This window comes from Ideonella sp., assembly GCF_036277275.1.
In the GTDB taxonomy this organism is placed as follows: domain Bacteria; phylum Pseudomonadota; class Gammaproteobacteria; order Burkholderiales; family Burkholderiaceae_C; genus Ideonella.
Genome location: NZ_DASUNH010000008.1, coordinates 1 through 20890 on the forward strand (window position 1 = coordinate 1; position 20890 = coordinate 20890).

The 20890-nt window shown below is 65.6% G+C and carries 17 protein-coding genes; 7 read left to right on the top strand and 10 right to left on the bottom strand.

The features are described 5' to 3' along the window. From VFY73_RS01785 to VFY73_RS01795, 3 genes are all read left to right on the top strand, one after another. Window positions 1–211: hypothetical protein (locus VFY73_RS01785; protein WP_329716191.1), on the top strand; the 211-nt coding region annotated here is incomplete at its 5' end. A 242-nt stretch (window positions 212–453) separates the two neighbouring features. After that, on the top strand, window positions 454–1140 hold the full coding sequence (locus tag VFY73_RS01790) for a hypothetical protein (protein ID WP_329716192.1): 687 nt from the start codon (window positions 454–456) through the stop codon (window positions 1138–1140). Further along, window positions 1127–2044: a hypothetical protein gene (locus VFY73_RS01795; protein WP_329716193.1), complete on the top strand. Its 918-nt coding sequence runs from the start codon at window positions 1127–1129 to the stop codon at window positions 2042–2044. Before VFY73_RS01790 ends, VFY73_RS01795 begins: the two co-directional genes overlap by 14 nt. A gap of 113 nt (window positions 2045–2157) precedes the next feature. On the opposite strand, the gene VFY73_RS01800 is transcribed toward VFY73_RS01795, so the two are convergent. The 9 genes from VFY73_RS01800 to VFY73_RS01840 all read right to left on the bottom strand — a co-directional run bounded on the left by VFY73_RS01800 (window position 2158) and on the right by VFY73_RS01840 (window position 13784). After that, window positions 2158–4221, bottom strand: a complete 2064-nt coding sequence (locus VFY73_RS01800; protein WP_329716194.1) for a TerD family protein — start codon at window positions 4219–4221, stop codon at window positions 2158–2160. Window positions 4222–4396: 175 nt separating this feature from the next. Next, window positions 4397–5719: a diguanylate cyclase gene (locus tag VFY73_RS01805; protein ID WP_329716195.1), complete on the bottom strand. Its 1323-nt coding sequence runs from the start codon at window positions 5717–5719 to the stop codon at window positions 4397–4399. A gap of 159 nt (window positions 5720–5878) precedes the next feature. Continuing rightward, window positions 5879–7504, bottom strand: coding sequence for a hypothetical protein (locus VFY73_RS01810; RefSeq protein WP_329716196.1), 1626 nt, complete (start codon window positions 7502–7504; stop codon window positions 5879–5881). A 262-nt stretch (window positions 7505–7766) separates the two neighbouring features. Next, window positions 7767–8459, bottom strand: a complete 693-nt coding sequence (locus VFY73_RS01815) for a DUF6776 family protein (RefSeq protein ID WP_329716197.1) — start codon at window positions 8457–8459, stop codon at window positions 7767–7769. Window positions 8460–8553: 94 nt separating this feature from the next. Beyond that, window positions 8554–8814, bottom strand: a complete 261-nt coding sequence (gene minE / locus VFY73_RS01820; protein WP_329716198.1) for a cell division topological specificity factor MinE — start codon at window positions 8812–8814, stop codon at window positions 8554–8556. A 6-nt stretch (window positions 8815–8820) separates the two neighbouring features. Further along, complete coding sequence (minD, locus tag VFY73_RS01825) at window positions 8821–9636, bottom strand: septum site-determining protein MinD (protein WP_329716199.1); 816 nt, start codon at window positions 9634–9636, stop codon at window positions 8821–8823. Between the two features lie 72 nt (window positions 9637–9708). After that, window positions 9709–10548, bottom strand: a complete 840-nt coding sequence (minC, locus tag VFY73_RS01830; RefSeq protein WP_329716200.1) for a septum site-determining protein MinC — start codon at window positions 10546–10548, stop codon at window positions 9709–9711. Between the two features lie 134 nt (window positions 10549–10682). Beyond that, the gene (locus tag VFY73_RS01835) at window positions 10683–12353 is read right to left on the bottom strand and encodes a rhamnogalacturonan lyase B N-terminal domain-containing protein (RefSeq protein ID WP_329716201.1); all 1671 of its coding nucleotides are present in this window, start codon (window positions 12351–12353) and stop codon (window positions 10683–10685) included. A 105-nt stretch (window positions 12354–12458) separates the two neighbouring features. Then, on the bottom strand, window positions 12459–13784 hold the full coding sequence (locus tag VFY73_RS01840; RefSeq protein WP_329716202.1) for an ANTAR domain-containing protein: 1326 nt from the start codon (window positions 13782–13784) through the stop codon (window positions 12459–12461). A 353-nt stretch (window positions 13785–14137) separates the two neighbouring features. Here VFY73_RS01840 and VFY73_RS01845 point away from each other — a divergent pair, with 353 nt between their 5' ends. Next, complete coding sequence (locus tag VFY73_RS01845) at window positions 14138–15415, top strand: MFS transporter (RefSeq protein WP_329716203.1); 1278 nt, start codon at window positions 14138–14140, stop codon at window positions 15413–15415. Window positions 15416–15551: 136 nt separating this feature from the next. On the opposite strand, the gene VFY73_RS01850 is transcribed toward VFY73_RS01845, so the two are convergent. Then, window positions 15552–17255 carry a bifunctional protein-serine/threonine kinase/phosphatase gene (locus tag VFY73_RS01850; protein ID WP_329716204.1) on the bottom strand — a complete coding sequence of 568 codons (1704 nt, stop codon included), beginning with the start codon at window positions 17253–17255 and terminating at the stop codon, window positions 15552–15554. Between the two features lie 59 nt (window positions 17256–17314). Between VFY73_RS01850 and nirB the strand changes: the two genes are divergently transcribed. The 3 genes from nirB to VFY73_RS01865 form a co-directional block, all read left to right on the top strand. Further along, window positions 17315–19747, top strand: coding sequence for a nitrite reductase large subunit NirB (gene nirB / locus VFY73_RS01855; protein ID WP_329716205.1), 2433 nt, complete (start codon window positions 17315–17317; stop codon window positions 19745–19747). A gap of 1 nt (window position 19748) precedes the next feature. Continuing rightward, entirely contained in the window at window positions 19749–20135 is a 387-nt protein-coding gene (gene nirD / locus VFY73_RS01860; protein WP_329716206.1) for a nitrite reductase small subunit NirD, read from the top strand. A gap of 17 nt (window positions 20136–20152) precedes the next feature. Continuing rightward, window positions 20153–20890, top strand: a 738-nt coding sequence (locus VFY73_RS01865; protein WP_329716207.1) for a molybdopterin-dependent oxidoreductase, incomplete at its 3' end; no start/stop codon positions are given.

Here is a 20890-nt window from a genome sequence, read left to right on the forward strand (position 1 = left end):
GACGGTGCACCGCCAAGACGATGAGGGCTCCGATGATCGGGACGAACCAAACCAAAAGAAGCTGAGCGATCTTCTGCCGACGATCGCACAGGACATCCTGCACGATGAGCTGCGTAGCCCTGGCATTCAAGAGCAGCGGAATGAGGACCGCTGCGACAACAAGACCTATCTCCATTGCGCTTTCAGCCTAACGCCTGAGCATGAAGGATAGCTTCATGTTCGCTCCCATCAGCCCGAGTTGCAATGCGAGATCTGACCCCGAGTCCGCGCAGGCCTGGCAGGTCATTCGAAGTACTCGATCAGGACCGGGCTTCCTTCTCATCCTTCAACGTGAGGATGCAGCGGGTCAGCTCTGCGGCTAGAACCAGAGTTGTTCAGCATCTGACTTGAGTTGGAGGCAGTGTGGGAGCGGCACTTGCAAGCGTATTTTTCAGCGACAAGGCGCCTTGGGTCTTGACGCTGTTTGCGGCGGCTGTCGGATGGACAACCATTCGCACGGCAGATCGCTTGTCAAGTGCGCCGTTCGTCGAGTACCGCATCGAGCAAAGCACTCCGCCCGGGCCAAACGGTCTCGTTTCGGTGCGAATCCGAAACATTACTGCAACGCAGCGATTTGGCTGCTTCAACCTTCTGGTAGCCACGCCAGACCTTCAACGCAGTGACTTCTTTGGGCCTGCCGAGGGCTACACGCAAGTACTGCGTGGCACCGTGCTGGCTCAGACACGTCTTGCTCGCGTGCGCGGATACGAGTGGGATGTCCAGTTCACGGACATCTCGCCAGGCGCTGACATTGCAGCAAACATTCCGGTTAAGAAGCCTGGGACGCCGAAGCTGTTGATTCGGCCATGCTTGACCGTCGCGTCCGCAACCTCAGCCGAGGCCGACAGAAAGGCCGCGCGTGAGGATGAAGGCGAAGAGGCAGAAACCAGCAAGCCCCTGCCTGCCCCGATCTTGGTGGAACAGACGATCGAGACTTGGTTTGTTGAGAACGAAATCCGGTTGCTCTGGGCGGCGATGTTTGTCTGGCTGCTGGCGCTGATGGCACTGAAGCTGCTCAGTTCTTGGAGCCACGCTCGATCGACAGAACCTCGTTTGGCTGCGGTCAGCGGCGGCAAGGAGAATGGTCATGACGAAGACTAGTAGTGGCACAGGGGCCGTATCGAGGATCGTCAAGGCCCTGCTTGCACTGGTCCCGCTCGAAGTCGCTGCTGAGGCGAACAAGCCAGCTGATCCGCTTAGTGATGTCTCCGAAGTCGCTATGCGAGTAAAGGACTTGACTGGCGAGTATGTGACAGGTGGCCTGCTGTATAGAGTCGTGGACGGACGACGAAAGCACGTCGCCAATGTCAACGAATCAGGGAAGCCCGACAGAAAGGTCCAGTGCTCACCCGTCGACGAATTTGAGGCTCAAGCAGAAAGTCCAATCGACAGGGCAGTCGATCCGATTCGCTTGCCGTGTCGAACGAAGCTGGCGTTCAACTTTCGACGCAGCCTGCAGGCCGTCAACTTGCCGGAGTTCTCAAACCAGTACTTGCATGCGTATGCCGGCCCATCCTCTGCGATCTATACGAAGTATTCGGCTCAGTTGTTTGCCGAAGGGGAGGTGGCTGCCGCAAGATCTCTACAAGAGGCCGCTGTGGCGGCAGCCGCAGTGCGACTGGGCGACGCCAAGATGGAAAGCTACGTTGGTCGGGACCCGTCTCAAGGCTTCAAGCTGGTCTTCACACCCGCAGGCGTCGAAGCACTGAAGTCAGCACAGATGGCAGCTGGCATTCCAACTACAGGCAAGTTGGACAGACCCACCCAGGACCTGTTTTCTCGACACGCCACCCAAGAGCAGAAAACGGGGCACTCTCTCCCGCCCCTTCACTGCAGCAGCTCGAGAGATGGCTTTCTGACCTGCGACCGCAACCCAACTCCGGAACAGGAAGAAGCAAACGTCAAGCGTTTTGTCCTGCCAGCCGTGCCGGTTCCAGCCTACGCTGTGCCTTCAGACAAACCAAGCCCATTGCCAACACAACTGCAGGGCAACCAACCAAGGTAGTTGACGAGTGCTGCTGAAGTTCGCCAAACGCCCTACTCGAGATGAACCGCTCGGGAATTTGCGGAAGAAGCGAACAGGAGCCGACACGTGACGAGCAGTCGGAGCCTGTCGCTCTAGAGGTAGTCCGCCCGAATCGTGTCGACGTCGAACGGTGTCAGGCCTTCATGCACGCCGAAGACCGTGTCGGCTTCAGCCTTTGACGGGGCGAGCTGCCCGCGGGCTTGCGCGTGAAGGCGAAACAGCGTGCCCAGGTCTGGGCGCGGCGTGTGGATGATCGATCGCAGCATCAGCGACACGCCCGAGAGATTGTTGTGCGTGTTGTTCCAGCCCACCCGTGCGGTCAGCCCGATGTCGGCCCAAACGACGCGACGTTGTTCGATGTCGATCACCATCGGCAAGCAGATGCTGGTCGCTGCGCCGACATCGATGCGGTCGACCACCGTTCTCGGTTCGTACACCTCGCCCGAGTTCAGGTCCGATCGGGCCATCCACCCGGTGAAGCATTCGGGCAGGTCGCAATAGGGTTGCGCGGTGTAGCTGTTCAATGACGTCACGACATAACGGACGCCTTTGTCGGCCAGCTTTGACAGGTCCAGGTCGATGAACTCGGACGCGCCCTGCGGCGCATCGACGATGTCGCCGCTGTGGTAACCGCCATAGCTCTTCAGGTTGTAGTACGAGACGATTCCGCTGTAGACGAAGTCGCAGTCGTAGAAGGCGACCGAGAGGTCGATGTCGGTGCGAGAACGGCCGTTCTTCCACCACAGGAACAGGCGAATGAAGCGTGTGTCGGGCAGCGGCAGTCGGCTGCCTCGCGTCACGGTGCGCAGTGACTTGGAAGCCGAGCGCTGGACCAGTGGCGCCATGAAGTCGCTCAACGACTCTTCGACGAAACAGCGGCCCAACGGTGGTCGCTTCGAGAAGCGCTCCATCAGAGCGCGCTCGCACACTTCGGCCACACGCGCACGAACGCCCGGCTCGATCGTGGGGCGTTCGTCCTTGATCGCAAACACCTTTGCCAATTCACCCTTGGGCGTGAACGCCCGCAAGGGCAGCGGGCGCGGTGCGCGGAAGTGCGTCAAGACCTGCAAGAGCACGGGTGTGGACACGCGCGGCGCAACACCGGCGAACTGCTCGATCACCGCACCGGAGTCGCTGTCTCGACGCAGCAGCACGTCCAGACGGCGCGCCAGTTCGCCCGGTCGATCGACCAGCATGGCCGCTGCACGCTGCAGCTCTCGCTGTTCCAGTGCCGCCTCGACGCACGCGTTGAACGAAGGCGGCGCCTTGCCAATGCGTGCCGCCTGGATCGCCGACCAAGCGTTGGGGAATTTCTCTGCGAAGTCGCCGGGGTGCAGCACCTCCGCCAGGCGCTTCCACGGCTCGGCGTAGCGCATCACGTCTTCGACAGCGTTGCTCGCACGGTCCAGCAGCCCGAGCAGCAGCCGTCGCCGCGAGCGCGGCGTCTTGGCGAACTTCGAGGGGATTGCGAGAGAGACATCACAACCGCTCAACGCCACCGCGAGGCGCAGCACGTCGGTCGCGGTGTCGACATTGGCATCAAGAAAGGCGTCCACGCGCGGGTCCACGACATGCTGGACCAGCGCCGCCCCGATCACGGCTCGGTTCTCTTTGAAAGGCACCTCGGGCGGCATCAGTCGGAACACATCGGCGCGGTACTGCCTGATGAACCAGGTCAGGTCCTCGACATCGGCCACGGACAACGAAGTGCGCGAGGCGGCGAGCTTGGTGAACAAGCCATCGAACTCCTCCTTCGTGCCCAGCTCGATGACGCGAGGCGCTCGGCCGTCTAGCAGCGCAGGCCGCTCATCATCCGTCGGCGGGCGACGACGCAGCGTGAGGTAGTGCGCCAGTGCGTTGAGGTACAGCTCGGCATCACTCGCTGCGAGCACCTCGCGGGGGAAGCCAGGATAGAGCGGCTGGTGCTGCCGATGCGCCCCGAGTTGCTTGCGCAACCCGTCCAGCAGATCACGCAGGAACCGGGTCAGCCCCTCGATTGACAAGGTGCCCAGGCGCTCCAGCAAAGGCTCGGCACACACGTAGCCGAGTGCCGCCAGCTCCTTCTGCACCGTGGCCAGTTGCGCACGCGTCGCGCCGCCCTGCCCCTCGCGCACATGGACCTTGCACTTCCTGCGCAGGTAGATGTCGTTGTTCATCGTCTCCACCGGTCCCGAAGTGAAAACGCCTGCCAAGAGGCAGGCGCTGGTGTGGAAAGCGGGAACCCTAGATCAGGATGGAGAAGGAAGGACTCCCATAGCCACTGCAGAACAATAGCGCAGTAACGACCTGATCGCAATGCGCCTGCATTGCGAGTCCTCGTTTCAAACTTCGCTACTCGTACTGTTGACGCGTAGCCATCCAGTTGCGCAGGTCCTCGGAAAGGTCGGGCTCAATTCGATTCTTGCCAGCGAGCTTTGCTTGACGCATGCGACTATCCGCCACATCCTCCAGTTCGGACGGCGCTCGCGAGTCCGCGAATGTGGACGCGACACCAAACGAGGCGCGTACATCGATTTGAAGTTCGCCCTTCGCAGTCCTCGCGGTGACTGGAGAGTGCGCCAAAGCTCTACGAATCCTCTCCGCGAGCACGAGTGCGTCGCGCTGATCACGCTCCAGCAAGACGACGAACTCTTCGCCCCCTCGGCGGAATGCAAGCTCTTTGTTGCTCAAGACGCTCCGCATTCGCTCTGCAGCCGTCTTTAGAACGATGTCGCCGACAAGATTCCCATGCGTCTTATTGACCTTTCCGAAATCATCTAGATCGAACATGATGAATGACCAAGGTGTCGGCTTTCTCTTGAACTGTTCCTCTACGGCTTGGACTTGGACCCGCAGTGCTTCGGCATTGGCGAGACCTGTGCGGTCATCCCAATGTGACGGCCCCATTGCCCCTTGCTGTGCCAGTTCCAATCCAAAGCTGCCGCGAACACAAATGCACGGCAGCTTTTGGCATCGATGACACTTTCCCCCGTACAGGTTCCAACTCACGTCCGCAAGAGTCACGCCAGTCGCCGTTGGATCGACAAATTGCAGATTGTTGGCAAGCGCGAAGATCCAAGCGCAGAGGTCAGCCATCTCATTTCGAACCACAAGACCTACGTCGTGATCTATCGCGTCATCCAACAAGATCGCTTCTGCAACTTCGCCGAGTTCTTCAGCCATCCTGCTAAAGACCATTGCAAGTCGATCTCGCGATGGAGCGATCGTCTCGCCGCCGGATGGGCTTCGGTAGATGTTTGCAAACATGGTTTGCCACTCTCGCAAAGAACGAGGTTTCTGGTGTCGGTGTGAAGCCGCCAACACTGCAAGCTTTGCCGGATCAATGTCTTTCGGCGTCCGCTCACAGTTGCAAACATGCTCCAAACATCTGGGGCAGACTCCTGGGTACTTCTGCCAAATGGTGTCTTCAAGATCAATGCTTAGCCTATTTGCAAGCGCGCAATACCACCCGAAGATCTTCGCAAGGTAGTCACGTGAGCCATCCGCATCGCTGGTTCGAAAGAGATACCTTGACCCACCCCCAAATACTTTAATTAGGTGAGTGAAGATCTCGATCTTGGAACGGTTGTAGTTCTGGGTTGGGAAGTAGATCTCTCGGAACATGTCGGACCAGTTGTTTAACGACATTTCCTTATGGAAATCTGACTCGGTCATGCTTCTCTCCTGATTGATTGGTTGACCATGTTGTGTCTCGCCATGCGACTCGAACGCTTAGGGCCAGCACAATGCCTTGCTGCCTCCTGTTCAGCTCGCATGCGCAAAGACGCAAACCTTCTTCCCACGAGCAAAGAAGGGGGCAGAGCCACAGGCCCCTCACCCAAATATCCCCCTCACCACCTCCGCATTGCTCATCCCACCCGCATTGCCTAACGTCGACGACGACGCCACTTGCCAACACGCCAAATGCGCCAGCGCATTCACCATCACCGGCGTCAGGTACAGCTGAGTAAACGTGTTGTAGAGCGGGAAGTCGTCGAGGCTTTCGATGTCGAGGGCGATGCGGGTCTCGGTGGGCAGTTGGCTCCACCAGCTGCTGACGTTGTCGTTGTAGACCCAGAGCACCTCCACCGCCTCTTGCGCCGGCACGTTGAACCATGGGTTGTTGAGCACGCGCAGCGTCTGGCGCACCAGCAGCGCGCCGCCGGCGCGTTTGGCGGCGAGCAGTTTTTGCTTCAGCTCTTCGAACGCGCTGGTCTCGAAGACCTGGTTGTGGCGGAACAGGCGTGCCGCGCCGTGGCCGGGGTCGTAGGGGCCGTAGGGCACGTAGCCGTGGGCGGGTGAGAAAGGCTGCAGGCCGAACAGCGGCGGCAGGTCGCTGGAGACGACCGTGTCTTGCCGCGCCGGGTCGCGCCGCACGCCTTCGTCGGTGTTGATGAAGACGACGAGGCGCGGCACGCCGCGGGCCAGCAGCGCGTTTAACCCCAAGTTCTCCAGGCTGCCGCCGTCGGCAAAGCGGTAGTCGAGCGCGGGCTGTTCGGCGCGGCCCTTGACGGGCCAGTAGTTGTAGCGCGGCACCAGGCCGCGGAACTCGGGGTACTGCTCTTCGAACATCTGCGCAAAGGCGGCGCTGCTGCAGCCGGCAATGTCGCTGAGCGAGAAAGCGCGCTGCGGCCGGCTGGTGTGCACCTCGCCCGGGTTGCCTTCGCCGAGGTAGGTGCTGCGCATCGCGAACGAATCGATCAGCCCGCCGCCGATGTCGCCGGGCTGGTGCGCGCTCTTGGGGAAGGCGGCGCGCACACCGAGCATGAAGTTGGCCTCGAAGGGCATCAGCTCGGCGTCGACGCCATCGCTGTTGAACAGGCTGGTGTTGAAGACCGGGTACGGGCGCTTGCGCTGCACGGTGATGAAGTCGTCCGCGCGCAGCGTGGGGTTCTGCGCCAGGATGCCGTTGGGGGCGTTGAGGTAGCTTTCGGTCCAGCTGAAGTAGCGCGGGTCGAAGCCATCGGCCGTCGGCGACCACAGGCCGTAGTCTTTCAGTACCTGTTCGCCGATGAAGCCTTGCCACAGCTCGTTGTTGGCGTAGCCGTAGTCCTCTTTCAGGCGGTACAGGTTCTCGACGATGCGGGCCGGATCGAACCGGGTGGGCACCCAGCCCAGGTTGTCCGGCGGCAGCTCGTCGAGCCGGCCCAGCGTCAGGCGCGACGGGTTGAGCTCGACATCGCCGAGGAAGTTGTCGTCGGAGATGGTAGACGGCAGGTAGGTGAACAGCGTGTTGGCCCAGGTGCCGCCCGAGGCCGACGAAATCGCGAACACGTCGTCGAGCAAGCCCAGGTGGCGCAGCCCACGCAGCTGGCCCATCGCACAAGACAGCGCCCGGCTGCCACCGCCCGAGAAGCACAGGCCCACCGAGCGTGCGCCCGGTTGTGGGCTGCGGGCCGAGTCGGGCGCGCGCTGAGAAGGTCGCAGCGGCAGGATGCCCGCGGTCAAAGGTGTGGACATGGAGGCCTTCCCAAGCGACGTCGTACGGTTATCGAACAGCAGGTCGTACGAGGCACACCCGGCGCAAGGCCAGATGCCCTCAGCTGCTAGAACGAGATCCGCCGGCGGAACCCGACACCCGCCTAGGGTGGCCCGTGGCAATAGTTCACGAAAGCCGTCGCAGGCCGAGGTGAGGCCCGGCGCAGCGGCAAACCGGCCCTGCGACAGGCTCAGAGCGAACGGAAGAGTGAACCGTCTTGGCCGTCGCCGCGCCGCGCGCCAGCTACTTGACCAGCATCACCCGCATGCCCAGCGATCGGCCGGCTTCGCGGTCGAGCACCTGCACGGTCGTCTGGTGGGGCTTGAAGCCCTCGGGCAGCGTGACGCTGCCGCGCACGATCTCATGGCTGCCGATCGAGACGGGGATGGCCTTGGGGCTGACGGTGTTGGGGCCGCCGCGCGTCGACTCGCCGGCGACGACGAACTGCACCACGCCGTTCATCGGCTTGGCGCCGGCACGGGCGCGGGTCAGCACCACGTCGTAGGCCAGCGTGTTGCCGGTGGCGTTGAAGCGGCCGGCGCGCACTTCGACGCCGTTGTCGCGCGGGTCGGGCGGCAACGCCTCGACCAGCGTGGCCACGTCCGCGCGCAGGTCTTGCGCGGCGCTGCGGCTGGAGGCCAGCTCGGCGTCCAGCGCCTTCTTGGCGGCCTGCGCCGCCTGCAGCTGCTGCTGGGTGCTGGCCAACTCGGCCTGCAGGCGCTGGCGCTCGGCCTCGGCCTTGTCATAGGCGCCGCGCAGCGCGGCCGAATCGGCTTGCGACAGGCGCGGCGGCAGGTGGCGTTCTTGCAGGTAGATCACGCCGCCGGCGCCGGCGATGGTGCCCGTCAGCAGCAGCACCAACCAGCTGGGGATGCGCCTGCGCGAACGCCGGCCACCATAAGGGTCAAAGACAACAGGCTTGTTTCGGCCGAACATTCGCTCAATCTGGTTTCAAAGGTCGTTGGCAGGCTAGCGCCCGCGGCCGACTCACTTGAAACCTGATGTTCGCGTGTTGGCCCGCAGCCGGGAGCTAGAACTTGGATGCTTCGGGCAACTCGATCTTGACCTCCAGCACCTCCAGGTTGTCCTGGCGTTCGAGGTGGACCTTGATGTCGTTGGGGTTGATCGACACGTACTTCGAGATCACGGCGACCAGCTCGCGCTGCAGCGCGGGCAGGTAGTCGGCACCGGTGCGGCCGGCGCGCTCGTGCGCGAGGATGATCTGCAGCCGCTCTTTGGCGACGCTGGCGGTCTGCTTTTTCTCCCCGAGCAGGAAAGACAGGAACGACATCGGCACTTACCTCCCCCCGAACAGGCGCTTGAAGATGCCGGCCTTGGCAGCGTCGGTGTAGCGCATCGGCTTGTCTTCGCCCAGGAAGCGGGCGACCAGGTCCTGGTAGGCGCCGGCCACGTCGCTGTCTTTCAGGTGGATCGCCGGCAGGCCCTGGTTCGAGGCCTGCAGCACCGTCTCTGACTCGGGCACCACGCCCAGCAGCGGGATGCGCAGGATCTCCTGGATGTCGGCCAGCGACAGCATGTGGCCGTCCTGCACGCGAGCGGGGTTGTAGCGGGTGATCAGCAGGTGCTCCTTGACGGGCTCCTTGCCTTCGATCGCGCGCTGGGTCTTGCTGCTGAGCATGCCGAGGATGCGGTCAGAGTCACGCACCGAAGAGACCTCGGGGTTGGTGACCACCAGCGCTTCATCAGCGAAGTGCATCGCCAGCAACGCGCCGGTCTCGATGCCGGCGGGTGAATCGCAGACGATGTAGTCGAAGTCCATCGCGGCGAGGTCGTTCAGCACCCGCTCGACGCCTTCCTTGGTCAATGCGTCCTTGTCACGCGTCTGCGAGGCGGGCAGCACGAACAGCTTGTCGCACTGCTTGTCCTTGATCAGCGCCTGGTTCAGGTTGGCCTCGCCGTTGATCACGTTGATCAGGTCGTAGACCACGCGCCGCTCACAGCCCATGATCAGGTCGAGGTTGCGCAGGCCGACGTCGAAATCGATCACCGCGGTCTTGTGGCCACGCAGTGCGAGACCGGACGAAAAACTGGCGCTGGTGGTGGTCTTGCCGACACCGCCTTTGCCGGATGTGACTACGACGATTCTTGCCATCGGTAACGAGTCCTCGAAATTTGATTCAGTGAAATGGCTTCAAACGCCAAAACGGTCACAGCTGGGACCAGCTCAGGCCGGCTCGGGCCGGGCCTTGGCGGCCTTCGGTTCTTTCAGCGGTTCTTTCAACGGCTCCATCACCAGCTTGTCGTCGACCAGCCGCACCTGCGCCGGCTTGCCATGCACGTCGGCCGGCAGCGCGGTTTCGGTGGTGCGGTACACACCGGCGATGGAGATCAGCTCGGGCTCCAGGCAGGTACTGAAGATACGGGCTTGTGTGTTGCCTTTGTTGCCGGCGATGGCCTTGCCTCGCAACGGGGCGTAAACATGGATGTGGCCGTCGGCGATGACCTCGGCCCCGAAATTCACGGCCGCCAGCACCACCAGGTCACCACCCTTGGCGTAGACCTGCTGGCCCGAGCGCAGCGGCCGGTCGATCACCAGCGTGGGCACGTGGGCGGCGGGCACCTCGACGACGACCTCGCGGATCACCTCGATTTCGCGCACCACCTCTTGCACCACCGGACGCGCCGGCTTGGGCGCCTGCACCGGCTCGGGCGCTTCGCCCAGGCCGGCGGCGAGCGCGGCTTCGAGCTGGGCGGCCGAGGCGCCGGCCACGGCCACCGGCAGCATGCGGTGGGCCTTCAGCAGCTCGATCAGCGCGGGAAAGTCGAGCGGCGGCTTGTCAACTTCGGCGGCCGCGTCGACGCCATCGTCGGCCTTGGGCAGGGCGGTGAGGTCGACCACCACCGGATCGTGGTTGAACAGCTGCGGCGTGTCGCGCAGTTGCGCCGCCAGCTGATCGGCCAGCGCGGCCAGCTCGGTGGTCTTCAGCACCAGCGACACGAGCGGCAGGCTCGTGTTCTTCAGTTCGAAGACGGCGGGTGCGGACCCCGTCGAAACAGCAGCCATCGATGCTCAGGCAATCACGAAAGGGGCGAAGTTTACCGGGCCCCCCACCGCGGGCCCGGAACGCCGGTGGGCCGGCGCAGGGGCCTTTGGCGTCTAACGGACCAATTGCATTGACTCGACGGCGGCGTGGGGCCTCAGGGCGCGCGCACGAGGTCGATCGCGTCGTAAGCGAAGCCGGGGCTCAGAAACCCGGGGCCGGACGAGCCGCTGGTGACGCCGAGCGTGAGCACGTTGTCGCCGGCGACGAGCGCACTGGCCGGCACCGCCACCTCGTAGAAGGTGTTGTTGCCGCGATAAGTGCCCACGGTCAACGTGCGGGTCGACGGCTGGCTCGAGATCGCGAGGATCGGCCCCCACCATTGGTTCACCTTCACCGATGGGCGGCCGCCGGCATGGGCTGCGGTGATGCCCAGACGCAGCGTGTGGGCCACGAGCTGGTCGCTGGTCAGCTTGAAGCGGATGTTCAGGCTGCCGTTGACCTCGCGCCATTGGCAGGCGGGGAACTCGCGACTCTTCGAGCTGCCGACCACGTAGTCCGGCGCGGCCCAGGCGGCCATGCGCACGTCGGACGGGTGCATCTTCGTCAGCCGCTGGCCGTTCAGCAGCTCGGCGGGGCTGCCGTCCCAGTCGCCGATGCGCCAGACCGCGCGGGTCTTGGCGGGGTCGCCGCCGATCTTGAAGGGGTCGACCTTCGTCGCGTGGCCGGCGCTGACCGTGACCGGGCGCCTGTCGACCGCCAGCTCGTTCTTGTAGACGGTCATCGTGTAGTCGCCGGGCAGCATGCCTTTCGCGTCGAAGCGCCCGTCGTCGCCGCGTGCGGTGGCCCAGTACTGGGCGGTGGCGTTGGCAAAGCCGACGGTGTAGCCGTGCTTGGTGTCGCGCCCACGCAGGCCCCGGCCCGCGACGCTGCCGCGCCCCGCGGGGCCGACATAGCCTTCGAGTGCCATGCCCGCGAACCAGGCCGTGTCAACTTCGGGCGGCTTCTCGCCGCCAGTGAAGACGAGCGTGTAGTGGTTCAGGATGCCGGGGCGGAAGGCTTCGGTCTGCGCTTCGCCGTAGTTGATGATGTAGGTGATCTCCTGGTTGGTGTCGGTGCCCTGGTTCAGCAGGCTGCGGTAGAACGGCCCGCCCGAGTTGCCCTCGTTGTTGTCACGCACGACCCACAGGCCCACGTTGGGGCCGAGCGCGCCGATGTGGCGCCAGTCCTTCAGCCGCCGGTTCGAGTAGTGCTTCGAGCGCGTCTGCCCATCGGCCAGGCCGAAGATGTCGCCCGACTCGATCGCGCCGGTGTTGCCGCGGATGTCCGAAGGCTTCGGGCCATCGGGCAGCACACCGATCGGCACGCGCAGGATGAAGCGCGCGAGGTTCAGCGTGTCCGGCTCGCGGGTGAAGCGCGTGGCCATGTAGATGCGCGGCTCGCCGCGGCGCGCGAGGTAGTAGTGCGTCAGCTCGCCGGCCTTCACGGTGACCTTGATGTGGTCGGCGTCGACCTGGGCCGCCTGCACGTCCACCGCCGTGGTGTTCTTGTAGAGGTAGTCGAAGCCGGAGTTGACCTGGCTGCCACGGCCGGCGTCCTGGTACTGCACGCCCTGGTAGACGAGCGAGGCAATGTCGCCCGGCGACTGGGTGCTGGAGCCGTAGTCCTGCCGGCGCACCTTGAAGACCAGGCCGGCGCCGGTGTCGACGGTGAAGTAGGTGGCGTCCGCGCCAAGGCCAAAGCCGTCGGCCAATGCGGAGAGCGGTGCCAGTGCGGCCAGCAGCGCGAGGGCGCGGGCCAGCCGGCGGGGCTGAGGACGGAAGTTCATGCGGGTCTGCCTCGTCAAAATAGTCATACCATTTTGACGAGACCGCAGCCGTGGACGTTTCCGGGTGTGAAGGCGCGCGGCGCGCGTGTTTCCGGCGCCCGGTGCTCAGGACATGATGACCTGCAGGCTGTGCTCGTAGCTCGCGGTCAGCCGGTCGAACACGTCGAGCAGCGCGTCGCTGGAGCGGGCCAGCAACGCACGGCCCTCGCTGCCTTGGGCGCCCTCGGTGCTGCGCAGGCCACGCAACAGGCGCAGCCATTCGTCGCGCGCGGCGGCCAGCGCCTCGCGGCTCTCGGCGCTGGTCAGCGGGGCGCGTTCGAGTTCCAACAGCGTAGCCTCGACTTCGTCGAGCAGCGGCGTCAACGCGTCGCGCCGGGCGGCCTCGCCCAGCAGCGTGGCCAGCAGTGCATCCTTGGCCACGCGCTGCACCCGCATGCGCTGGCGGCCGCACAGGTTGACGAGCGTCAGCGCGCGGCGCGCACCGCCTTCTTCGAGGGCCTCGGTCAGCGCCTCGGCGCAGGCCAGCAGCGCCATCGCGCACTGGTCGCTGTCGGCCAGGGCCTGCGGGGTCTGGCGCTGGTTCAGCGCGGCGGCCAGCGCCGTCCACGTGTGGTTGACGGCCGCCAGCGCCGCACGTGTCGACTCGGGTGCCTCGGCCAACTGGGGCAAGGCAGCGAGGTGGTCGAGATTGTCCTGCACGCGCTGGGTGGCTTCGTCTTGCAGCGTGCGGGCACGTCGCGCATCGATGCCGGCCAGGCGCTGCGCGGCGAGCTTGACGAGCCGCTGCGACAGCATGCGCAACTGCCCGGCGCGGTTGATCGCATCGGCCCATTGGCTGGCCTCAATGACCGAGCGCGAGACCTCGCCGACGCGCAGGTTGGCGTGCATCGCCGCGCCGCGCAGCAGCCGGAAGGCCTCGTCTTCGCCGATGCCGCGCGCGCTCATCAGCACGCCCTTGGCGCGGTCGACCCACTTGCGTTCGTCGAGCTGGCCGCGCGCACGGGCCAGCTCGTGGCGCGCGGCGGCCTCGCGTTGCCAGCGGGCATGGTCAAGCGCCAAGCCAGCGGCCAGCGCGTCGTCAGCCAGGCCTTCTCGCGGCCACCAGCCGGCCAGGCCCAGCGCCAGCAGCTCGGTGCGCTCGGCCTCAGGCAGCGGTTCAGACAGCAGCGAAACCGCGCAGGGCGGCTCACCGGCCCAGGGCCGCAGCGCCTGCGCCAGTTCGCCCGCAGGGGCCACCACCACGATCTGGTCGGCGACCTGATCCGGTGCAAGCGCACCAGCCTGATGCACCAAGGCGCTGCATGCGCCGCCGCGCCGCGCCGGCACGCCCGCCTGATCGAGCGCCCGCTGCGCACGCGCGAGCGCTGCGTCGACGGCGTCTGACACCTCTGAAGACGACAACAAGATCACGCTGACAGCCATGAAAGCCATTGTGACCTCAGCGTCGATGGCCTCGCGCGGCAACGGGCCCGTCGCGCAGGCATGCGTCTTGCGTTGACAGGGCTGCGGTGTAACGACGCACCGCTTGTCACTGTCCATCAGGGTCGGCGTGGCCCGCGCCATCGGCGCACTCGCCGTGTCACTCCTTGCGCAGCTGCGCTGCTGCGCGCGTGTGCGCCGACCCTGGCCCGCCGCTTCGCCGGCGTCGGCACGGCCCGGCCATCTGCGCCGCTGCCCGGACCTGGCCCCCTCTTCGTGTATGCGCCGGCGTGCTGCGGCGGCGCACACCCATCGCCCTTGCCGCCTATCGAGCCCCACCCTTCTTCGCTTCGCCTTCGTTCACCATGAGCCACCAAAGCATCAAGCACTTTCTCAGCGCCGGCCACGGGCCCACGCTGTTCGCCGCGTTCTTCTACTTCGCGTTCTCGTGCTGCATCTGGGTGTTGAACGGTGCGATGGCGCCGTTCATCAGCGAGGCCTACCAGCTGACACCGTCGCAGAAGGGCTTGATGCTGTCGGTGCCGATCATCGCCGGCGCGCTGATGCGCTTTCCGCTCGGCCTGCTGTCGCAGTACATCGGTCGCAAGAATGCGACGCTGGTCGAAATGGGCCTGATCGCGGTGGCTATGCTGTACGGCTGGACCATGGTCGACAGCTTCAACGACCTGCTGAAGATGGGCGTGCTGCTGGGCATTGCCGGCGCCAGCTTCGGCGTCGCGCTGAGCCTGGGCTCGGGCTGGTTCCCACCGCAGCACAAGGGCCTGGCGATGGGCCTGGTAGGCGCCGGCAACGTGGGCACTGCCGTGTCGGTGCTGGTGGCGCCGCCGCTGGCGCAATGGCTGGGCTGGCAGGCGGTGTACGGCGTCGCCGCCGGTGCGATCTTGCTGCCGATGGTGGTGATGGTGCTGTTCGCGAAGGAGCCACCTGACGTGGACGCGCACGCCGGCTTTCGCGCCCATATCGCCTGCCTGTTCGAGAAAGACGGCTGGGTCTTCAGCCTGATCTACGGCGTGACCTTCGGCGGCTTCATCGGGCTGACGACGTTCCTGCCCAGCTACTACTACGACCAGTTCGGCGTCAGCAAGGTGCAGGCCGGGCAGCTGACGATGCTGGCGGCCTTCATGGGCGCCGCGGTGCGCGTGGGCGGTGGCTGGATCTCCGACCGTTGGGGTGGTGTCAACACGCTGACGCTGGTGCTGCTGGTGGTGGCCGGCGGCCTGACGCTGGTCGGCTTTGCCAGCAGCTCGCTGGTGCTGACGACGCTGCTGCTGATCGTCTGTTTCGCCGCGCTCGGTGCCGGCAACGGCGCGCTGTTCCAGCTGGTGCCGCTGCGCTGGCCGACGAGCACCGCGGTGGCCGGCTCGATGATCGGCGAGATCGGTGCGCTGGGCGGTGGCCTGGTGCCGAACGCGATGGGCTTGTCGAAGCAGTACCTGGGTTCGTACACCTGGGGCTTCGTGCTGTTTGCCGCGCTGTCGCTGTTGATGCTGGGTGTGATGCGGGTGATGCAGATCCGCTGGACCAGGACCTGGGCAGAGAAAGGTGGTCGTGCGCGGACAGTGCCCACGCCCGATGCCGCGGTCTACACCGGCGGCGATGTGAAGCGCGTGGCGCGTTCCTGACCCGGCCTGTTCTGCAATGGGCACACCGCGCATCTCCAACCGATCCCAGCAGACGCCGCGGAACCGGCTTTGCCGGGCCGCTGGCGGCGCCCCCTTGAGGGGGAGGCGGCCTGGTGCCGCCCCGGGGGTGGGCTCATCACCGTGGCAAGAACAACAGCCACATCACGAGCACGAAATTCAACAGCAGCGACAAGCCCAGCGCCAGCTTCAGCACGGCCGCCGGGTCGCGCTTGATCAGCGGCGTGTTGCCGGGCGCACGCAGGGGTCGCGAAGCGCCACGCTCGAGCGCGAGCAGCAGCTCCTCCGCCGTCTCGAAGCGCTGCGCAGCCTCGCGCGCCACGAGCTTCTGCAGCACATGGTCGAGCCAGATCGGCACGTCGGGCCGGATGCGCGACGGCGCGACCGGGTCGCGCCGGTAGCGCGCGCTCTGGTAGGGCTCGATCTCGCCGTACGGCAGGCGGCCGGTCAGCCACTGGTACAGCGTGACGCCGAGCGCGAACAGGTCGCTGCCGGCATCGGGCAATCTGCCGTCCCACTGCTCGGGGTTCATGTAGCTGGGTGTGCCGGCGTGCAACTCACGCTGTGCGGCACTCTCGCGGCCACTCAACGCGACGCCGAGGTCGAGCACACGCCAGGCGCCATCGTCACCCAGATGCAGGTTGCCGGGCTTGATGTCGCGGTGGACGACGCCGTGGCGGTGCAGCCGGGCAAGTGCGCGGGTGCAGGCGAGCGCAGCCTCGATCACCTCGCCCACGGCCGGCCGTTCGCCAGCGGCCATGCGCTGCTCCAGGGTGCGGCCGTGGTGCCAGTCGAACACCGTGTACAGCGCACTCGCATCGGCGCGGCGCTCGTGCACACGCACGAAGCCGCCGGCCTCGTCGCCCGCGACGCGTTGGCCGAGCCAGGCTTCATGCGCCAGCATCGCGCGCTCTTCGGGGTCGCTGGCACGCGTGGGGTGCAACGTCTTCAACGCGACCAGGGCGCGGCTGTCGGGCAAGCGCGCCTGGTACAGGCGGTGCACGCCGGTGTCGGCGATCAACGCGGTAATCGCCAGGCCATCGAGCGTGTCGCCCACCTTCAGCAAGGGCGGCACCGGCAGGCGACGGCCATCGGCCAATTCGTCGTCGAGCTGGCGCGCATCGAGACCGGTGACGCGCAGCACCAGCGCGGTCGCGTTGTCGCGGCTGCCGGCGTTGATGGCAGCCTGCGTCAGCGCATCGGCCGCGGCTTGCGCGTCGGGCGTGTGAACCAAGTCAGCCAACACCTTGGCCTTCAGCGCACCGTGCACGCCATCGGTGGTCAAGACGAACACATCGCCGATGCGGGCGTCACCTTGGGCGTAGTCGACACGCACACCGTCGTCCAGGCCCACGGCGCGGGTCAGCCGGCTGCGCTGGTCAGGGTGGTCGAAGGCGTGGTCCTGGCTCAGCTGCAGCAACGCACCATCACGCAGCAGCCAGGCGCGCGTGTCGCCGACGTGGGCCAGCGTCCAGGTCTGGCCCTGCAGCGCCAGCGCGGTCAGCGTCGTCAGCGCCGCGGCGTCGCCCGGCCGGCGCCGGTTGTGGTTGGCCAGCCAGGCGTTCTGGGCACCGATCAGGCGGTCCAGCACGACCGTGGTCTCCCAGGTGTCGGGCGCGGCGAAGTAATCGGCCAACAAGCCCATCACGGTGGTCTGCGCGGCTTCGAGGCCGTGGCCGCCGGTCGACACGCCATCGGCCACCGCGGCGATCAGGCCACGCGCCGACTCGTGCGGCGCGGCGCGTACCGCGCCGGCGAAGTCTTCGTTGCGCTCGCGCGGACCGCGTTCGCTGCTGTAGCCGACATCGACCTCAAAGCTCATGACCCGATTGTCATGGCACCCGAATTGCTTTTCGTGAACTGAAGAAAGGACGGCCCACCATGAAGAAGATGAAGCTCGTGATGGTCGGCAACGGCATGGCCGGCGTGCGCACGCTCGAAGAGCTGCTGAAGATCGCGCCGGATCTGTACGACATCACCGTCTTCGGCGCCGAGCCGCACCCGAACTACAACCGCATCCTGCTCAGCCCGGTGCTTGCCGGCGAGCAGACGATCGACGAGATCATCCTCAACCCGGTCAGCTGGTACGAAGAGAACGGCATCACGCTGCACCTGGGCAAGAAGGTCACGCGCATCGACCGCGTCAAGCGCCTGGTGATCGCCGAGGACGGCACCGCGGCCGCGTATGACCGGCTGCTGATCGCCACCGGCTCAAACCCGTTCATCCTGCCGGTGCCGGGCAAGGAGCTGGATGGCGTGATCGCCTACCGCGACATCGCCGACACCAACACGATGATCGAGACGGCGAAGACGCACAAGCATGCGGTCGTCATCGGCGGTGGCCTGTTGGGGCTCGAAGCGGCGAACGGCCTGATGCTGCGCGGCATGCAGGTCAGCGTGGTGCACATCATGCCGTGGCTGATGGAGCGCCAACTCGACGACGTGGCCGGCAAGCTGCTGCAGAAATCCCTCGAAGACCGCGGGCTGAAGTTCGAAATTGGTGCGCAGACGGATTCGCTGCTGGCTGGTGAGGACGGGCGCGTGAAGTCGGTGCGCTTCAAGGACGGCCGCGAGATCCCGGCCGACCTGGTGGTGATGGCCGCCGGCATTCGCCCGAACACGCAGCTGGCCGAGAGCATGGGCATCCACTGCAACCGCGGCATCGTCGTCAGCGACACGATGCAGACGGTGACCGACCCGCGCATCTACGCGGTCGGCGAATGCGCGGCGCACCGCGGCATCGCCTACGGCCTGGTGGCGCCGCTGTTCGAGCAGGGCAAGGTCTGCGCGACGCACCTGGCCGAGTTCGGCATCGGCCGCTACAGCGGCTCGCAGACCAGCACCAAGCTGAAGGTCACCGGCATCGATCTGTTCTCGGCCGGCAACTTCATGGGTGGTGAAGGCACCGAAGAGATCGTGCTGTCGGATCCGAACGGCGGCGTCTACAAGAAGCTGGTGCTCAAGGGCGACAAGCTGGTCGGCGCGTGCCTGTATGGCGACACGGTCGACGGCAGCTGGTACTTCAAGCTGCTGCGCGAAGGGCGCACCGTCAACGACATCCGCGACCGGCTGATGTTCGGCGAGTCGAACATCGGCGACACCGGCCACGAGGGCCACAACAAGGCCGCAGCGATGGCCGATGCCGACGAGGTCTGCGGCTGCAACGGCGTCAACAAAGGCACGATCTGCAAGGCCATCAAGGACAAGGGCCTGTTCACGCTCGAAGAGGTGCGCAAGCACACCAAGGCCAGCGCGAGCTGCGGCTCGTGCACCGGCCTGGTCGAGCAGTTGATCATGTTCACCGCCGGCGGCGACTACTCGGCGACGCCGAAGAAGAAGGCGATGTGCGGTTGCACCGAGCTGAGCCACCAGGACGTGCGCGATGCAATCTTCAAGGAGCACCTGACGAGCATCCCGCAGACCCAGAAGTTCCTGGGCTGGAAGACGCCGAACGGTTGTTCGAGCTGCCGCCCGGCGCTGAACTATTACCTGATCTCTTCGTGGCCGAAAGAGGCCGAGGACGACCCGCAAAGCCGCTTCATCAACGAGCGCTCGCACGCCAACATCCAGAAGGACGGCACCTACAGCGTGATCCCGCGCATGTGGGGCGGCGAGACGACGGCCGATGAGCTGCGCCGCATTGCCGATGCGGTGGACAAGTACAAGATCCCGACCGTCAAGGTCACCGGCGGCCAGCGCATCGACCTGCTGGGCGTGAAGAAGGAAGACCTGGTCAACGTGTGGAAGGACATCGGCATGCCCTCGGGCCATGCCTATGCGAAGGCCTTGCGCACGGTGAAGACGTGTGTTGGCAGCGAGTGGTGCCGCATGGGCACGCAGGACTCGACCCAGATGGGCAAGGACCTGGAGCGCGCGATGTGGCGCATGTACGCGCCCCACAAGGTCAAGTTCGCGGTCTCGGGCTGCCCGCGCAACTGCGCCGAGGCCGGCATCAAGGACGTCGGCATCATCGGCGTCGACTCGGGCTGGGAGATGTACATCGCCGGCAACGGCGGCATCAAGACCGAGGTCGCGCACTTCTTCTGCAAGCTGAAGACCGCCGAAGAGGTGCTCGAGTACACCGGCGCGTTCATGCAGCTGTACCGCAAGGAAGGCTGGTACCTGGAGCGCACGGTGCACTACGTCTCGCGCGTCGGGCTCGACTACGTGAAGAAGAAGATCCTCGACGACGCGGAAGGCCGCAAGGCGCTGTGGGCCGAGCTGCAGTTCGCGCTGGATGGCGAACCCGATCCGTGGTTCGAGTTCGACAAGGCGAAGGTCGATGTGCGGCAGTTCGATGCGGTGGGAGCTTGAGATGACTGAATGGAAAACTGTCTGCCGCGTTGAAGACATCCCGGTGCTGGGCTCGCGCCGGGTCGTGCGGCCGCAGGGTGCAGCCGTCGCGGTGTTTCGCAACGACCAGAACGAGGTCTTCGCGTTGCTGGACCGTTGCCCGCACAAGGGCGGGCCATTGAGTCAAGGCATCGTCTTCGGCCAAAGCGTGGCCTGCCCGCTGCACAACTGGACGATCGGGCTGTGCGACGGTGTCGCCGCGGCGCCGGACGAAGGCTGCACGCCGAAGTTCGCGGTCAATGTCGTCGACGGCGTGGTGCAGCTCGACGCGAACGAACTGGCGACGCTCGGCATCGACCTGCCGGTGCCGGTGGCCGGGCCGAAGCTGCGCATCGTTTCCGTCGCCTGAACACCAGTCACGCAGTCATGCGCGAGACCAAGTCCACCTGCTGCTACTGCGGCGTCGGCTGCGGGGTGATCATTGAACACGATGGTGCACAGATCACCGGCGTGCGCGGCGACCCGGACCACCCGGCGAACTTCGGCCGGCTGTGCAGCAAGGGCTCGACCCTGCACCTGACGGCCGCAGCGCCGGTCACCCGGCAGACGCGGCTGCTGGCGCCGATGCGGCGCGCGGCCCGGGGTGAAGCGCCGCTGGCGATCGGCTGGGACGATGCGCTCGACGAAGCGGCCAACCGCTTGGCGGCGATTCACCAACAGCACGGGCCCGACGCGATCGGCGTCTACATCTCAGGCCAGCTGCTGACCGAGGACTACTACGTCTTCAACAAGCTGGTGAAGGGGCTGCTGGGCAGCAACCACGTCGACACCAATTCGCGGCTGTGCATGAGCAGTGCAGTGGCCGGCTACAAGGCCACGCTGGGGGCCGATGCACCGCCGTGCTCGTACGAAGACCTGCAGCACGCGCAGACCGTGTTCATCACCGGCAGCAACATGGCCTGGGCGCACCCCATCCTGATGCGCCGGCTGGAGGACGCAAAGCGCGCGAACCCGACGCAGAAGTGGATCGTGGCCGACCCGCGCCGCACCGAGACGGCCGAGGCCGCCGACCTTCATCTGCAGTTGCTGCCCGGCAGCGACGTGGCGCTGTTCCACGGGCTGCTGCACCTGCTGCTGTGGGAAGGTCTGACCGATGGGGCGTAC

Coding starts and splice junctions, on each gene's coding strand:
- VFY73_RS01815 (WP_329716197.1), bottom strand. CDS start 8,459: ATGTTCGGCCGAAACAAGCCTGTTGTCTTTGACCCTTATGGTGGCCGG.
- VFY73_RS01835 (WP_329716201.1), bottom strand. CDS start 12,353: ATGAACTTCCGTCCTCAGCCCCGCCGGCTGGCCCGCGCCCTCGCGCTG.
- nirB (WP_329716205.1), top strand. CDS start 17,315: ATGAAGAAGATGAAGCTCGTGATGGTCGGCAACGGCATGGCCGGCGTG.
- VFY73_RS01795 (WP_329716193.1), top strand. CDS start 1,127: ATGACGAAGACTAGTAGTGGCACAGGGGCCGTATCGAGGATCGTCAAG.
- VFY73_RS01845 (WP_329716203.1), top strand. CDS start 14,138: ATGAGCCACCAAAGCATCAAGCACTTTCTCAGCGCCGGCCACGGGCCC.
- VFY73_RS01800 (WP_329716194.1), bottom strand. CDS start 4,221: ATGAACAACGACATCTACCTGCGCAGGAAGTGCAAGGTCCATGTGCGC.
- VFY73_RS01840 (WP_329716202.1), bottom strand. CDS start 13,784: ATGGCTTTCATGGCTGTCAGCGTGATCTTGTTGTCGTCTTCAGAGGTG.
- VFY73_RS01850 (WP_329716204.1), bottom strand. CDS start 17,255: ATGAGCTTTGAGGTCGATGTCGGCTACAGCAGCGAACGCGGTCCGCGC.
- nirD (WP_329716206.1), top strand. CDS start 19,749: ATGACTGAATGGAAAACTGTCTGCCGCGTTGAAGACATCCCGGTGCTG.
- VFY73_RS01805 (WP_329716195.1), bottom strand. CDS start 5,719: ATGACCGAGTCAGATTTCCATAAGGAAATGTCGTTAAACAACTGGTCC.
- VFY73_RS01810 (WP_329716196.1), bottom strand. CDS start 7,504: ATGTCCACACCTTTGACCGCGGGCATCCTGCCGCTGCGACCTTCTCAG.
- minD (WP_329716199.1), bottom strand. CDS start 9,636: ATGGCAAGAATCGTCGTAGTCACATCCGGCAAAGGCGGTGTCGGCAAG.
- minE (WP_329716198.1), bottom strand. CDS start 8,814: ATGTCGTTCCTGTCTTTCCTGCTCGGGGAGAAAAAGCAGACCGCCAGC.
- minC (WP_329716200.1), bottom strand. CDS start 10,548: ATGGCTGCTGTTTCGACGGGGTCCGCACCCGCCGTCTTCGAACTGAAG.